This is a genomic window from Lentzea xerophila (assembly GCF_051094245.1).
Lineage (GTDB): Bacteria > Actinomycetota > Actinomycetes > Mycobacteriales > Pseudonocardiaceae > Lentzea > Lentzea xerophila.
The window spans coordinates 8954797-8970000 of sequence record NZ_CP194934.1 but is presented as its reverse complement, the minus strand read 5'-3'; the positions used below and the strand labels follow the sequence as shown (position 1 = coordinate 8970000).

Here is a 15204-nt window from a genome sequence, read left to right as displayed (position 1 = left end):
TTCCCCTGTCTTGAGCTAGTGAGCTCACTAGGGCTGGGAGAGCCCGGCCTGCTTCCAGGCCGGGCGTCAGATCACCAGCGGTAGTGGGCGAAGGCCTTGTTGGACTCGGCCATCTTGTGCGTGTCCTCACGGCGCTTGACGCTCGCACCGAGACCGTTGCTCGCATCGAGCAGCTCGTTCATCAGACGCTCGACCATGGTCTTCTCACGGCGCTGCCGGGAGAAGGTGATCAGCCAGCGCAGCGCCAGCGTGGTGGAGCGGCCCGGCTTGACCTCGATCGGCACCTGGTAGGTCGCACCACCGACGCGGCGGCTCTTGACCTCCAGCGACGGCTTCACGTTGTCCAGGGCGCGCTTCAGCGTGACGACCGGGTCGGTGCCGGTCTTCTCGCGAGCACCTTCGAGGGCTTCGTAGACGATCTTCTCGGCCACGGAGCGCTTACCGTCGACCAGCACCTTGTTGATGAGCTGGGTCACGAGCGGCGAGCTGTACACCGGGTCAGAGATAAGCGGCCGCTTCGGGGCCGGTCCCTTGCGGGGCATTAGCTCTTCTCCTTCTTCGCGCCGTAGCGGCTGCGAGCCTGCTTGCGGTTCTTGACACCCTGCGTGTCGAGAGAGCCACGGATGATCTTGTAGCGAACACCCGGCAGGTCCTTCACACGACCGCCGCGCACGAGCACCATCGAGTGCTCCTGGAGGTTGTGACCCTCACCGGGGATGTAGGCCGTGACCTCGATACCGCTGGTCAGCTTCACGCGAGCGACCTTGCGCAGTGCGGAGTTCGGCTTCTTGGGGGTGGTGGTGTAAACGCGGGTGCACACACCGCGCCGCTGCGGCGAGCCCTTGAGGGCCGCCGTCTTCTGCTTGGCCACCTTGTCCTGGCGGCCCTTGCGGACCAGCTGCTGGATCGTTGGCATTCGCCGGCTGCTTCTTCCGTCTTTGAGGGTTCGCCTTCCGGTTCACCCTCGTGTTTCTTGATCCCTCTCTGCACCCGAGGTCGGGCGTGTCGCCCGCTCCCAAGGTCCGCAAGCAACAGTTCAACTGCCACTACGAGTGGAGGACACCGCGGCCTCGCGGGCACGCGGAGCGGCCCGACATGGGTCGGGCACAGATAGCAAAGATACCCGCCCACGTCTACCTGGGTCAAAACGGGGGTACCGCATCCGCGCATGCGCTAGACATGACGCGCTCCGTCAAGATCGTCCTGGGGGGAACAGCCTTGTCACAGGTGTGCGCGACAACCGTTCGGGTGAGCGCTGTGACCATTGTCGCAGACCGTCGGAAGGTCTGAGATGAAGAACTCCGGCAAGTGGTACTTCCGCGTCATCGCCATCTTCTTCGGCCTGGTGGTCATCGTGCCGATCGGCTACTTCGGCTACCGCGAACTCGCGCCGGACCCCCTGGTCGGCGAGTGCGTGAAGCAGGTGGACCACGGCGCGGCCGACCTGACGTTCGAAGAGGTCTCGTGCAGCAGCCCCGGGCGGAGGTCGGGATCGACGGGCAGGGAGTTCGAGGTCGGTGCGATCGCGGCGGCCTGCCCGCCCGGCGACTACACGGCGGTGCCCAGGGGCGACGAGAAGGCCTGCTACCTGCCGGCTCTGAACGTCGGGGTGTGCTTCGTCTCCAAGCAGTTCGGCAACACGGGCCAGCCGGTCCTCGTCCGCGGTGACTGCAAGCAGGACGGCGCGCGGAAGGTCGAGAGCACCGTCCAGGACGTGTCCGACAAGTCGAGGTGCAAGAACCCGGAGATCTCGCTCGCGTTCTCCGAACCGGCCAGGACCATCTGCATGGCGAAGCCGTGATCGACCGTCCGGCCGACAGGACGCGAGTGCGTTCGGTAGGTTGCCGCAGTGCCCGATGACGATCAGGTAGCGCTCGTAACGCAGAGTTGCGCGGCACCCTCGACAACCTGATGAGGGACCTGAAGCAGCGCACGGACGGGTTGCGCGACGCCCAGGCGGCGATCGCGGCGATGTCCGGCGTGGCCTCGTCCCCCGACGGCAACGTCGTGGTGACCGTCGACTCGACGGGCGTGCTGGACAAGCTCGAGCTCGGGCCGCGCGCCTTCGAACGGGTGACACCCGAACAGCTGGCGCAGACGATCACGCAGGTGTCCCGCCGCGCGGCGCGGAACGTGCGCGAGCAGGTCGACGCCCACATGGCCCCGCTGACCTCGGAAGAGGGCACCATCGACCTGCCGGACATCGTGCCCGGCGCACCGTCGATCAAGGACATCTTCAAGGTCGAGCAGCGCGACGAGCCGGCCGTGCCGCCCCCACCGTCCGATGAGGACTTCGGTTCCTCGGTGCTGCGCAAGGAAGTCCGTCCGGTGCAACGCGCGACCACCACCGGTGAGGACGAGGACTTCGGCGGCAACTCGATCATGGGCAGGGGGAACGGCTGGTGATCGCCGGTGGCCACACGTACACGGAGGCCGCCGGCGTGCGCTCGGCGGCGGCGAAGATGGTCCGCACCGGTGAGGACATGACCGGCAAGGCCGCCGCGCTCGCCCGCGGCCTCGACGCCGAGGGCCGGTGCTGGAGTGGCGACGAGGCTGGCCAGAAGTTCGGCACCGACTACGTCCCCGCCGCCGACGGCGTCCGCAACGTGATGGCGAAGGTCGCGCAGACGTTGCAGGACATCGGGAAGAACCTGGCAGAGTCCGCGAACCTGATGGAACAGCAGGACCAGCTCAACGCACGCGGCCTCAGCGGCTAGCGGTCTGGGGGAACTACCGCGATGGGCATCGAGTTGCCCGCCGAGGTCCGCCGGCTCATCCCGATCGTGGTGGGTGACAGCTGGCCGGAAGGCGACGAAACGGCGCTGTGAAGGCTCGCCGAACTGCGCAGGCAGGACCTGCCGGAGGAGATCCACGAGCAGGAGCCGGTACGGCACCCCGACGTACAACTGGTGCGCGTGTTCGACGGCGCCGACGACAACGGCATGCCGCTCGCCTACCGCGCGCGGTGGCGTACTACCTCGAGCACCACGACCTGGCACCGGATCAGGAGTTTCTCGCATACATCCGCGGCCGGGGCTACCAGTTGCCCGAACGGTTGCCGTCGATGACGAAAGCCCGTGCACTGGCTGCCGCTACCGACGCACCGGACGAGGCTCCTGGTTTCGACGGCGAGTGGGAGCTCGCCATGCGATGGGTGGATTCGTCGGTGCGGCAGTTCCAGATCGACCCGGCTCGGTTCTCCGTGGGCAGCGACCGTGAACCGGCCCTGTGCCTGACCCGCCAGGAGGACCGGTGGAGCGTTTACTGGCTTTACCAGGGCGAACGGCAGATGTATGCCGAGTTCGACACGCCACTGCAGGCGGTCACGTACTTCTCCGGCTACCTCGCGATGTACGGCAGCAACATGCGGCTGCCGCCACCCGCGACCTGATCGACGACCTGATTCACTGTGCGCGTGGACGACCTGATCGCGGCGATAGCCTCGTTGACCGGCTCCTCCGCCGACCCCGAGGTGCTCGGCGGTGACCGCGGTGACGTCGTGGTGGTGCGCGTCGGCGACGTCGTGGCCAAGGCGCTGCCCGCGGACACCGACGTCGAGGCGCTCGAGCAGCGGCTGGAGATCGCGGCGGCGCATCCGGAGTTGATGCTGCCGCCGTTGCAGCCCCTGCGGTTCGTGGACGACCGGCCGGTGACGGTGTGGCCGTACGGGACGCCGGTGAGTCAGGAGGATCCCGACGCGGCGCCGTGGGAGGAGAGCGCGGTGCTGCTCGCGAAGCTGCACGCGTTGCCCGTGCGGGGACCTGTGGCTGGTGCGCCGGAACGGATCGTGCGCGCGATTCGGGCGTTGCCGCCGGAGTTGCCGCACGCCGATGTGGTGCTCCGGGCGTTCGAGGTCCTGCCGCCGCTCGACATGTCGAGGAAGACGCTCATCCACGGCGACTGGCATCTCGGGCAGCTCGTGCACCGGGGTGCGTGGCGGCTCATCGACGTCGACGACCTCGGGGTCGGCGATCCGGTGTGGGACTTGGCGCGACCTGCGGCTTTGTTCGCGGCGGGGATCCTGCCGGGTGACCTGTGGGCAAGGTTCCTCAACGCCTACCGTGAAACAGGCGGTGTGGCCGTGACGACATCGGAATGGGATGCCCTCAACATTCCGGCTCAGGCGTACGTTGTTCAGATGGCAGCGCGGGCACTAGTGACCGGTCTGCAGGCAGTAGAACCGCTGGTCGATGCGTGTCGTCGGATCATCGCGACGCACGACAACGGCGACCGCGGCTAATATCGTTTTTGTCCGGTCCCATCGCAGGAGGCTCACCACGATGCAGTGTCCCAAGTGTCATGCGAATATGCGCACGTTCGACCGCATGGGCGTTCACATCGAGCAGTGCGACGGCTGCCGCGGGGTCTTCCTCGACTACGGCGAGCTCGAGTCGATCACGCGCCTCGAAGCCCAGATGCAGGCTCCGCCGCCCGCCGCTCCGGCTCCGCCGCCCGCCGCCTACCCGCAGCCGGCCCAGCCCGCCTGGGGTGCCGCGCCGCAGCAGATCCACCACCACCACGGCGGCGGTCACGCTGGTTACGGCGGCTACGGCCACCGCAAGCACCGCGGCCTCGGCGGCCTCTTCTTCTCCTCCTGATCTGCGCGACGGCCCCGGATCCCTGCTCCGGGGCCGTTGACGACTACCGAAAAACGGGTAGATAATCGGTAGTCAACGGGAGGAGTAGCCATGTCCGTCGCGACCGAGGCCGCCCAGATCCGCGATCTCTTCGACACGATCGAGGAGATAGAAGCCGTCGCGTCATCCCTGTCAGAAGACGACGAACGCCGCCGCCGCCTCGACGGCGTGGTGGCCAAAACCCTCCGCCAGGCCCCACCGGTCCGTCCCGTGGTGGCAGGCGAGCTCCTCGACCTCACCGAGAAGACCGTGAAGGCCTGGGCCCGCGAGGGCGTCCTCGCCATCCACAGCCAAGAACCGCGCATGCTGCTCGACACCGTGCGCCTGCATGAGGTCCTGCACCTAGTCGCCGACCTCCGCCGCGCCGGCAAGACCCGCGGCCTCATCGACGAGGTCCACCGCCGCCTCAGCGACCAGTCACTGCTGGACCGCCAGGACCTCGCCAACTCCCTGGACGAGATGCGCAGCGGCAAGGGACGCGTGGTCCGCACAGCTTGATCGAAGTAGTAGAAACCCACACCGCACACGCCCAGGCAAACGGCCTGCGCGGCCGAGCCCGCGTGGCCTACGACCGCTTCCTGGACGAACTGGCCCACTCCGGCTGCGCAGCCCTCGGCTACCGGGTCACCGGCCCGGAACCCCTGCCCCGCCTGTGCGTGAAACACCTCCGAGGCGCCGACCGAGTAGTGGTCGCCTTCCCGTCCCCCGAAGTCGTGTGGGTGCTGCTGGTGGGCCCACACGACGACGACCCGGGCCTCGACCTCTACGAGGCCCTGTACGAGATGGCGGGCGTCCGCCCACGCCTCTCGGAGAAGCGCACCAAACCCCGCTGCTGCACCGACGAGTCCGGCGTCCCACCCCTGGTGGACGAGCACCTGGTGGACGACCTCGTGATCCGCGCCAGAGCCCTGGCCAGGGCCCGCCGCCGCTGACCGCTGCACGTACCCGCCCCAAGCAGACGTCACCGACAAATTTTCTTGTCAAGACAGGGATAGTTGTCCTAGGCTCGTGGTCACCAGACGAACGGAGACCACAATGTCCTTCCAGGCCTACCTCGACGGCGCGGAGAAGAAGACCGGCAAGACCCCGGCCGACCTGCTGGCGGAGGCCGCGGAACGCGGGTACGACGGAACGACCAAGGCGGGCGTGTTCCTGGAGTGGCTGAAGACCGACTACGACCTGGGCCGGGGCCACGGGATGGCGCTGTACCACGTGCTGAAGAACGGCCCGCAGATCAGCGAGAAGCACGTGGGTTCGAAGGGCAGCCACCGAGACGAGTCGGCGACGCTGCGGCTGGACGGCATCGCCAACCGCTGACGGGCAGGCTGACGCAGTGGTCCCCTTGGATTCAGCGTCCCCCGCGACCCAACGTACAGAGCAGGTCTGACACTCCGGCGAGTTCGTCTGACACTCCCGCGAATGAAGGGCACCTGGCCGCACGCGACGCCGCAGGCGAGCCGCCTGATCGCTCGCGAAGCCGCAGGCGAGCCGTCCTTACCGAGCGGGCCGGGCGGTGGGGTCCCATCACGAGTCGCACCCTGCAAAGCAACAGGCAGCCGCTCTGAGCAACGGGCGTGCCATCTACCCGCTCACAGCGCTGGCCCCCATCTCAGATTGCCGGGGGTCTGGGGGCAGAGCCCCCAGGGGAAGCACGCAAGGCACCGACCCGCCCGCAACAGGGGGAACGCCCCGCAACAGAGAAACGGCCCCGGAGCGAAAGCTCCGGGGCCGTCCCATGTCAACTCACACGACTAGCGGTAGTCCCGCCCAAAGTCGTAGTCATCCAGCGGCACCGCAGCACCAGTCCCAGTCCCGAAGACGTCGGGCGTGTAGTACCCGTCGTCGTAAGAAGGAATGGCGTAAGCAGCAGCCCGCGCCTCCTCAGTCGGCTGAACCTGGATGTTGCGGTAGCGGTTGATGCCCGTACCAGCCGGGATCAACTTACCGATGATCACGTTCTCCTTGAGACCGATGAGCTTGTCCGAACGCCCGTTGATGGCGGCGTCGGTCAGCACACGGGTGGTCTCCTGGAACGACGCCGCGGACAGCCACGAGTCGGTGGCCAGCGAGGCCTTCGTGATACCCATCAGCACCGGACGACCAGCGGCCGGCTCGCCACCCTCGGCGACGACCGCGCGGTTGCCCGACTCGAAGTCGGCACGCTCGACCAGGGACCCGGGCAGGAACTCGGTCGCGCCGGAGTCGATGATCGTGACCCGGCGGAGCATCTGCCGGACGATGACCTCGATGTGCTTGTCGTGGATCGCCACACCCTGGGCGCGGTACACCTTCTGCACTTCCTGCACCAGGTGCAGCTGGGCCTCGCGCGGGCCCATGACGCGCAGGACCTCGTGCGGGTCCGGGGTACCTTCCAGCAGCTGCTGGCCGACGGCGACGTGGTCGCCGTCCTGCAGCGGGCCGGTGGCCGTGTTGGCGAGACGCTGACGCTTGGACAGCTTCTCGAACACGATCTCCTCGGAGCCGTCGTCCGGGATCAGCGTGATCTTCCAGAAGCGGTCGCCGTCCTCGATGCGGACGCGGCCGTCCACGTCGGCGATCGGCGCCTTGCCCTTCGGGACGCGGGCCTCGAAGAGCTCCTGGACACGGGGCAGACCGGTTGTGATGTCGTCACCGGCCACACCGCCCTGGTGGAACGTACGCATCGTCAGCTGCGTGCCGGGCTCACCGATCGACTGGGCGGCGACGATGCCGACGGCCTCGCCGACGTCGACCAGCTGGCCGGTGGCCATCGAGCGGCCGTAGCAGGACGCGCACACGCCGACCGCGGACTCGCAGGTCAGGACCGAGCGCACCTTCACGCGGAGGATGCCGGCCTCGACCAGCGACGCGAGCGCCGGGTCGCCGAGGTCGTCGCCGCGGTTCAGGACCAGGTTGCCCTGCGCGTCGGTGATGTCGTCCGCGACCGTGCGGGCGTAGACCGACGTCTGCGCGAACTCGTGCAGGCCGACCTTGTCGCCCAGCTGCTCGCCGACGGTCATCTGCACACCACGGGTGGTGCCGCAGTCGACCTCGCGGATGATGACGTCCTGCGAGACGTCCACCAGACGACGGGTCAGGTAACCCGAGTCGGCGGTACGCAGCGCGGTGTCGGCCAAACCCTTACGGGCACCGTGCGTCGCGATGAAGTACTCCAGCACCGACAAGCCCTCGCGGAACGAGTTCTTGATCGGGCGCGGGATGTACTCACCCTTCGGGTTGGTGACGAGACCACGCATACCCGCGAGTGAACGGACCTGCGTCATGTTGCCGGCGGCGCCGGACTGCACGATGACGCGGATCGAGTTGTCCTCGGGGAAGTTGTCTTCCATGATCTCGTGGACCTGCTCGGTGGCCTTGGTCCACACCTTGACCAGCTCGGAGTTGCGCTCGTCGTGCGAGAGCTGACCGCGCTGGTAGCGCTTCTCCACCGCGTCCGCGAGGCGCTCGTGCTCCTCGAGGATGTCCTGCTTCGCGGCCGGCACGAGGACGTCCGAGATCGCGACCGTCACGCCGGAACGGGTGGCCCAGTAGAAACCGGCGTCCTTCAGCTTGTCCAGCGTCCGGGCGACGGTGACCATCGGGTACCGCTCGGCGAGGTCGTTGATGATCACGGCCTGCCGCTTCTTGGGCATGACCTCGTTGATGAAGGCGTAGTCCTGCGGCAGGATCTCGTTGAACAGCACGCGACCCAGCGTGGTCTCCGCGAGCCACGGCTGACCGGGCTCCCAGCCCTCGGGCTCCTGGCCCTTGGGCGGGTTCTTGTCGGAGACGCGGATCTTCACCATCGACTGCAGGCCCAGGACCTTGCGGTCGAACGCCATCAGGGCCTCGGCGGGCGACGAGTACGAGTGGCCCTCGCCGATGTCGCCGGGCTTGTGACGGGTCAGGTGGTACAGGCCCGTCACCATGTCCAGACGCGGCATGGCCAGCGGCTTGCCGGACGCCGGGGACAGGATGTTGTTCGACGACAGCATCAGGACGCGGGCCTCGGCCTGCGCCTCGGCGGACAGCGGCAGGTGGACTGCCATCTGGTCACCGTCGAAGTCGGCGTTGAACGCCTCACAGACCAGCGGGTGCAGCTGGATGGCCTTGCCCTCGACCAGCTGCGGCTCGAAGGCCTGGATGCCGAGGCGGTGCAGCGTGGGTGCGCGGTTGAGCAGCACCGGGTGCTCGGTGATGACCTCTTCCAGCACGTCCCACACGGCCGGGCGCGCACGCTCGACCATCCGCTTGGCGGACTTGATGTTCTGCGCGTGGTTGAGGTCCACGAGCCGCTTCATCACGAACGGCTTGAACAGCTCCAGGGCCATCTGCTTGGGCAGACCGCACTGGTGCAGCTTGAGCTGCGGGCCGACCACGATGACCGAACGGCCGGAGTAGTCGACGCGCTTGCCGAGCAGGTTCTGGCGGAACCGGCCCTGCTTGCCCTTCAGCAGGTCGGACAGCGACTTCAGCGGGCGGTTACCGGGACCGGTGACCGGGCGGCCGCGGCGGCCGTTGTCGAACAGCGCGTCGACGGCCTCCTGCAGCATCCGCTTCTCGTTGTTGACGATGATCTCGGGCGCGCCGAGGTCGATCAGTCGCTTCAACCGGTTGTTGCGGTTGATGACGCGGCGGTACAGGTCGTTCAGGTCGGACGTGGCGAAGCGGCCACCGTCGAGCTGCACCATCGGGCGCAGGTCCGGCGGGATGACCGGGACGCAGTCCAGCACCATGCCCTGCGGGTTGTTGCGGGTCGCCTGGAAGGCGGCAACGACCTTGAGGCGCTTGAGCGCACGCAGCTTCTTCTGGCCCTTACCGCTGCGGATCGTCTCGCGCAGGATGTCGGCCTCGGCGTCGACGTCGTAGTCACCCAGGAGCCTCTGGATGGCCTCCGCGCCCATGGCACCGGTGAAGTAGTCGCCGTAGCGGTCGTACAGCTCGCGGTAGAGCAGCTCGTCCGCGATCAGCTGGGCGCGCTCGAGCTTGGTGAACGTGGACCAGATCTCGTCGAGGCGGTCCAGCTCGCGCTGGGCGCGGTCGCGGAGCTGGCGCATCTCGCGCTCGCCGCCCTCCTTGACCTTGCGGCGCACGTCGGACTTGGCACCCTCGGCCTCGAGCTCGGCCAGGTCGGCCTCGAGCTTCTGGGCGCGGGCCTCCACGTCGGCGTCGCGGCGGTTCTCGACGCGCTTGCGCTCGACCTGCATCTCGCTCTCGAGCGTCGGCAGGTCGTTGTGGCGCAGCTCCGCGTTCACGCCCACGATGACGTAGGCGGCGAAGTAGATGATCTTCTCGAGGTCCTTGGGGGCCAGGTCGAGCAGGTAGCCCAACCGGCTGGGGACGCCCTTGAAGTACCAGATGTGCGTGACCGGAGCGGCGAGCTCGATGTGGCCCATGCGCTCACGACGCACCTTCGCACGCGTCACCTCGACGCCGCAGCGCTCACAGATGATGCCCTTGAAGCGCACGCGCTTGTACTTGCCGCAGTAGCACTCCCAGTCCCGGGTGGGACCGAAGATCTTCTCGCAGAACAAGCCGTCCTTCTCAGGCTTGAGCGTGCGGTAGTTGATGGTCTCGGGCTTCTTGACCTCGCCAAAAGACCACTGGCGGATGTCGTCCGCCGTCGCGAGTCCAATGCGGAGCTCATCGAAGAAGTTGACGTCGAGCACGTCTACTCTCTTCCCCTTTTTAGATCGGTGGCAAAGGAGCTGGTCGGAGGGCCGGTGAAGGGGACGCGGGAGGCATCCCCTTCACCTGCCGGCGAGGTGACTAGTTGACGACGTCGTCCACGGAGGGCGACTCGGACCTCGACAGGTTGATGCCGAGGTTCGCGGCCGCGCGCTCCAGGTCCTCGTCGTCGCCGTCGCGCATCTCGATCGCGGCACCGTCCGAAGACAGCACCTCGACGTTGAGGCAGAGCGACTGCAGCTCCTTGAGCAGCACCTTGAAGGACTCCGGGATACCGGGTTCCGGGATGTTCTCGCCCTTGACGATGGCCTCGTAGACCTTCACGCGGCCGAGCACGTCGTCGGACTTGATGGTGAGAAGTTCCTGCAGGGTGTATGCGGCGCCGTACGCCTGCATCGCCCAGCACTCCATCTCACCGAAGCGCTGACCACCGAACTGCGCCTTACCACCCAGCGGCTGCTGCGTGATCATCGAGTACGGGCCGGTCGAACGCGCGTGGATCTTGTCGTCCACCAGGTGCAGCAGCTTCAGGATGTACATGTAGCCGACCGACACGGGGAACGGGTACGGCTCGCCGGAGCGACCGTCGAAGAGCTGCGCCTTGCCGTTCTCCTTGACCATCCGCTCGCCGTCGCGGTTCGGGATCGTCGAGCCGAGCAGGCCCGTGATCTCCTCTTCCTTGGCGCCGTCGAAGACGGGGGTCGCGGTCTTGGTGCCGGGGTCGACGTCGTACAGCTCTTCCGGCAGGTTCTTCGCCCAGTCCGGGTCGCCGTTGACGCTCCAGCCCTGCTTGGCGATCCACCCGAGGTGGGTCTCCAGCACCTGGCCGATGTTCATACGACGCGGCACACCGTGGGTGTTCAGGATGATGTCGACCGGCGTGCCGTCCTCGAGGAACGGCATGTCCTCCGCGGGGAGGATCTTGCCGATGACGCCCTTGTTGCCGTGGCGGCCGGCGAGCTTGTCACCGTCCTGGATCTTGCGCTTCTGGGCCACGTAGACGCGGACGAGCTCGTTCACGCCCGGAGGCAGCTCGTCGTCGTCCTCACGCGAGAAGACGCGGATGCCGATGACCTTGCCGTACTCACCGTGCGGCACCTTCAGCGACGTGTCGCGGACCTCGCGCGCCTTCTCACCGAAGATCGCGCGGAGCAGCCGCTCCTCCGGCGTCAGCTCGGTCTCGCCCTTGGGCGTGACCTTGCCGACGAGGATGTCGCCGGGCTGGACCTCGGCACCGATGCGGATGATGCCGCGCTCGTCCAGGTCGGCCAGGACCTCCTCGGAGACGTTCGGGATGTCCCGGGTGATCTCCTCGGCGCCGAGCTTCGTGTCGCGGGCGTCGATCTCGTGCTCCTCGATGTGGATCGAGGTGAGAACGTCGTCCTGCACGAGGCGCTGCGACAGGATGATCGCGTCCTCGTAGTTGTGGCCCTCCCACGGCATGATCGCCACGAGCAGGTTCTTGCCGAGCGCCATCTCACCGTTCTCGGTGCACGGCCCGTCGGCCAGGACCTGACCCACACTCACCCGGTCGCCCTCGTTGACGATGGGCTTCTGGTTGATGCAGGTGCCCTGGTTCGAGCGACGGAACTTGTGCAGCGCGTAGGTGTTGCGCGCACCGTCGTCGGCCATGACGGTGATGTAGTCGGCGGAGACCTCCTCGACGACACCCGTCTTCTTCGCGACGACGACGTCACCGGCGTCGACCGCGGCACGCAGCTCCATGCCGGTGCCGACGAGCGGCGACTCGGAGCGGAGCAGCGGGACCGCCTGACGCTGCATGTTCGCACCCATCAGGGCGCGGTTCGCGTCGTCGTGCTCGAGGAACGGGATCATGGCGGTCGCGGCCGACACCATCTGGCGCGGCGAGACGTCCATGTAGTCGACGTCGGTCGGGTCGATGAACTCGACCTCGCCGCCCTTCTTGCGGACCAGGACGCGGTCGTCGGTGAAGTTGCCCTCGTCGTCGACCGGCGAGTTCGCCTGCGCCTTGACGAAGCGGTCTTCCTCGTCCGCGGTCAGGTAGTCGATCTGGTCGGTGACCCGGCCGTCGGTGACCTTGCGGTACGGCGTCTCGATGAAGCCGAACGGGTTGACCCGCGCGTAGCTCGAGAGCGAACCGATCAGGCCGATGTTCGGGCCTTCCGGCGTCTCGATCGGGCACATGCGGCCGTAGTGCGACGGGTGGACGTCGCGGACCTCCATGCCGGCCCGCTCACGGGACAGACCACCGGGACCCAGCGCCGACAGGCGGCGCTTGTGGGTCAGGCCCGCGAGCGGGTTGGTCTGGTCCATGAACTGCGACAGCTGCGAGGTGCCGAAGAACTCCTTGATCGCCGCCACGACGGGACGGATGTTGATCAGGGTCTGCGGCGTGATGGCCTCGACGTCCTGCGTGGTCATGCGCTCGCGGACGACGCGCTCCATGCGGGACAGACCGACGCGGATCTGGTTCTGGATCAGCTCACCGACCGTGCGCAGGCGACGGTTGCCGAAGTGGTCGATGTCGTCGACCTCGACGGGAATGTCGGTGCCGTTGGCGGCGTCCATCTGCGTCTCACCCGCGTGCAGGCGGACGAGGTACTCGATCGTCGTGACGATGTCGTCCTCGGTCAGCACACCGGTGTTGATCTCGGTGTCCAGGCCCAGCTTCTTGTTGACCTTGTAGCGGCCAACCTTCGCCAGGTCGTAGCGCTTGTCCTTGAAGAACAGGTTCTCCAGCAGGGCCTGCGCGGACTCCTTCGTGGGCGGCTCGCCCGGGCGCAGCTTGCGGTAGATGTCGAGCAACGCCTCGTCGGTACCCGCGGTGTGGTCCTTCTCGAGCGTGGTCAGCAACGTCTCGCTGAACGCGAACCGCTCGCGAATCTGCTCCGTGCTCCAGCCCAGAGCCTTCAACAGCACCGTCACCGGCTGGCGACGCTTCCGGTCGATGCGGACACCGACGGTGTCGCGCTTGTCGACGTCGAACTCCAGCCAAGCACCCCGGGACGGGATGATCTTGACGCTGAAGACGTCCTTGTCGGTCGTCTTGTCGACCGCGGTGTCGTAGTACACACCGGGCGAACGCACGAGCTGAGAAACCACCACGCGCTCGGTGCCGTTGATGATGAACGTGCCCTTGTTCGTCATCATCGGGAAGTCACCCATGAACACCGTCTGGCTCTTGATCTCGCCAGTGGTGTGGTTGGTGAACTCCGCCGTGACGAACAGAGGTGCCGCGTACGTCATGTCCTTGTCCTTGCACTCCTCGGTCGAGGCCTTGACCTCGTCGAAGCGTGGGTCGGTGAAGGACAGTGACATGGAGCCGGAGAAGTCCTCGATCGGCGAGATCTCGTTGAGGACCTCTTCGAGGCCGCCCGTCGGGGTCTCGTCGCCGGCGTCGACGCGGCGCTGGAACCACGCCTCATCGCCGGTGAGCCATTCAAAGGACTGGATCTGCAGGTCGAGCAGGTTGGGCGTCGAAAGCGGCTCGTTAATCTTCGCGAACGAAACCCGCTTCGGCGCTCCAGGGATCCCCGACGTGGAGTTGGTCGCAGCAGTGGCCTTGGTCGCGCGAGAGATCGCCAAGATGCGTCCTTCCAGGGACAGGTAGCTGGCTAGAGCGAACTAGCACGGCTGTCAAGGGTGCGGCGATGCCCGACTAATCCACGCTCTCGGCGAAGGGCAAGCGGAAAATGGGCAGCGCAAAGGGGCAGTCTAGCCACGCGCACGGCGACTGTCGAGAGGCACCTGGAAGGACCCTCCTCTTGCTCACCGACAGAGTGACCCTGCATGAGCGCCCAGTCAAGATGTTGCGTACCGATCCACCCTCTGGATGGAGCGACGTTTACTTCCTGTCACTCAATTGACCTGCACAAACACGTGTGCGGCCGTTTTGGTGGGAAGTTGGCGGCTTCAAGCGGTCTTACAGAGGGCCACGAGATTTGTGTGACCGAGATCACGCGTGTCGGGGCTGGCGGAGGGCGTCTGTTCGGTGCATCTGAGGCTCCTGCGGCGACCTCACAGGGTTGTTGATCTTACCGGCCCTTGATCAACTACTCACCGCCGGCCCGCCCCAAACGACCCCGGGGAACGCCGGGGTAGCCGGTGCCCGCGCGGCAGGTGCCCGCGGTCACATCAGCAGCCCTGGAGCTGGCGGGCCTGGTCCGCGGTGGCGCCGAACATCTCCATGTTGTCGATCTTCCAGCGGTCGTCGACCTCGACGGCGCTGACGCGGAGCATGGCGGTGCCGCCGCCCGACTGGTTGTCGGTGGTGCGGATGGTGACCTGGTCGGCGAAGACCAGGACGGTGGCGCGACCGTCCTTGAGAGACGACACGGCAGACGACACCACACGGACGGTCACGACCAGCTTCTGCTGCGGCGCGACCTCCTTCACCGGGCCGAACACGGCGTTGTACTGGCACAGGGCCTTGCCGGTGAGCAGCTCCCTGGCGGCCTTCTCGGTGGACTCGACGTCGGCGAAGTTGTACGAGAACGACTTCTCCACGGCCTCGCGGACCTGGCCGTTCACGGCGGAGGTGGTCGCCGGGTCGACGAGGGCCTGGTCGTAGGACACCGACCGCGACTTCACCAGGAAGAACGCGCCCAGGCCGCCCAGCAGAACCGCCACCACGAGCAGGGCCAGCGGGAGCAGCCACGCCTGCTTCGCACCGAGCCGGCCGGGCTCGTCCTGCTTCTCCGGCTCGGGCTCGGGCTCGGGCTCCATCGTGGGCGACGGTGTCCAGTCGACGGCCTCCGGCGCCTTGAGCTCGGCCTGCTCCTCCACGACCTCGGGCACGACGGCCTCGGCGGGCTCCTCGACGGGCTCCGCGGCGGGACGCCGGTTCAGGCCGGCGACCTTCGGCCGGCCCCCTGCGGGCGGCGTGGGGATGGGGCGGCGGCGGGATGGAGGCACTGGC

The 15204-nt window shown here is 67.2% G+C and carries 14 protein-coding genes; 9 read left to right on the top strand and 5 right to left on the bottom strand.

From position 1 onward, the window contains the following. Window positions 1-71: 71 nt before the first annotated feature. Both rpsG and rpsL read right to left on the bottom strand, forming a co-directional pair. Window positions 72-542 carry a 30S ribosomal protein S7 gene (rpsG, locus tag ACRSBM_RS43320; RefSeq protein ID WP_030478293.1) on the bottom strand — a complete coding sequence of 157 codons (471 nt, stop codon included), beginning with the start codon at window positions 540-542 and terminating at the stop codon, window positions 72-74. Further along, window positions 542-916 carry a 30S ribosomal protein S12 gene (rpsL, locus tag ACRSBM_RS43315; RefSeq protein WP_030473471.1) on the bottom strand — a complete coding sequence of 125 codons (375 nt, stop codon included), beginning with the start codon at window positions 914-916 and terminating at the stop codon, window positions 542-544. The genes rpsG and rpsL overlap by 1 nt, the downstream gene beginning before the upstream one ends. A 375-nt stretch (window positions 917-1291) precedes the next feature. Here rpsL and ACRSBM_RS43310 point away from each other — a divergent pair, with 375 nt between their 5' ends. The 9 genes from ACRSBM_RS43310 to ACRSBM_RS43270 all read left to right on the top strand — a co-directional run bounded on the left by ACRSBM_RS43310 (window position 1292) and on the right by ACRSBM_RS43270 (window position 5954). Next, window positions 1292-1801 carry a hypothetical protein gene (locus tag ACRSBM_RS43310; RefSeq protein ID WP_434452789.1) on the top strand — a complete coding sequence of 170 codons (510 nt, stop codon included), beginning with the start codon at window positions 1292-1294 and terminating at the stop codon, window positions 1799-1801. A 110-nt stretch (window positions 1802-1911) separates the two neighbouring features. Then, a complete protein-coding gene (locus ACRSBM_RS43305; RefSeq protein WP_434452787.1) occupies window positions 1912-2406 on the top strand; it encodes a YbaB/EbfC family nucleoid-associated protein in 495 nt (164 codons plus the stop codon). Continuing rightward, window positions 2403-2717 (top strand): WXG100 family type VII secretion target, encoded by a 315-nt coding sequence (locus tag ACRSBM_RS43300; protein ID WP_434452785.1) that lies wholly within the window; start codon window positions 2403-2405, stop codon window positions 2715-2717. Before ACRSBM_RS43305 ends, ACRSBM_RS43300 begins: the two co-directional genes overlap by 4 nt. 248 nt (window positions 2718-2965) lie before the next feature. Continuing rightward, a complete protein-coding gene (locus tag ACRSBM_RS43295) occupies window positions 2966-3391 on the top strand; it encodes a hypothetical protein (protein ID WP_434452783.1) in 426 nt (141 codons plus the stop codon). Window positions 3392-3415: 24 nt separating this feature from the next. Further along, a complete protein-coding gene (locus ACRSBM_RS43290) occupies window positions 3416-4240 on the top strand; it encodes a phosphotransferase family protein (RefSeq protein WP_434452781.1) in 825 nt (274 codons plus the stop codon). A 67-nt stretch (window positions 4241-4307) separates the two neighbouring features. After that, window positions 4308-4598: a zf-TFIIB domain-containing protein gene (locus ACRSBM_RS43285; RefSeq protein WP_434452779.1), complete on the top strand. Its 291-nt coding sequence runs from the start codon at window positions 4308-4310 to the stop codon at window positions 4596-4598. A 90-nt stretch (window positions 4599-4688) separates the two neighbouring features. Further along, entirely contained in the window at window positions 4689-5135 is a 447-nt protein-coding gene (locus tag ACRSBM_RS43280; protein ID WP_434452777.1) for a hypothetical protein, read from the top strand. After that, on the top strand, window positions 5132-5569 hold the full coding sequence (locus ACRSBM_RS43275) for a hypothetical protein (RefSeq protein ID WP_434452775.1): 438 nt from the start codon (window positions 5132-5134) through the stop codon (window positions 5567-5569). The genes ACRSBM_RS43280 and ACRSBM_RS43275 overlap by 4 nt, the downstream gene beginning before the upstream one ends. Before the next feature lie 103 nt (window positions 5570-5672). After that, window positions 5673-5954, top strand: coding sequence for a DUF4287 domain-containing protein (locus ACRSBM_RS43270; protein WP_434452773.1), 282 nt, complete (start codon window positions 5673-5675; stop codon window positions 5952-5954). A gap of 434 nt (window positions 5955-6388) precedes the next feature. On the opposite strand, the gene ACRSBM_RS43265 is transcribed toward ACRSBM_RS43270, so the two are convergent. From ACRSBM_RS43265 to ACRSBM_RS43255, 3 genes are all read right to left on the bottom strand, one after another. Further along, a complete protein-coding gene (locus ACRSBM_RS43265) occupies window positions 6389-10285 on the bottom strand; it encodes a DNA-directed RNA polymerase subunit beta' (RefSeq protein WP_434452770.1) in 3897 nt (1298 codons plus the stop codon). A 100-nt stretch (window positions 10286-10385) separates the two neighbouring features. Beyond that, window positions 10386-13871 (bottom strand): DNA-directed RNA polymerase subunit beta, encoded by a 3486-nt coding sequence (locus ACRSBM_RS43260; protein ID WP_434452769.1) that lies wholly within the window; start codon window positions 13869-13871, stop codon window positions 10386-10388. A gap of 549 nt (window positions 13872-14420) precedes the next feature. After that, window positions 14421-15200, bottom strand: coding sequence for a hypothetical protein (locus tag ACRSBM_RS43255; RefSeq protein WP_434452767.1), 780 nt, complete (start codon window positions 15198-15200; stop codon window positions 14421-14423). Between the last annotated feature and the right edge of the window lie 4 nt (window positions 15201-15204).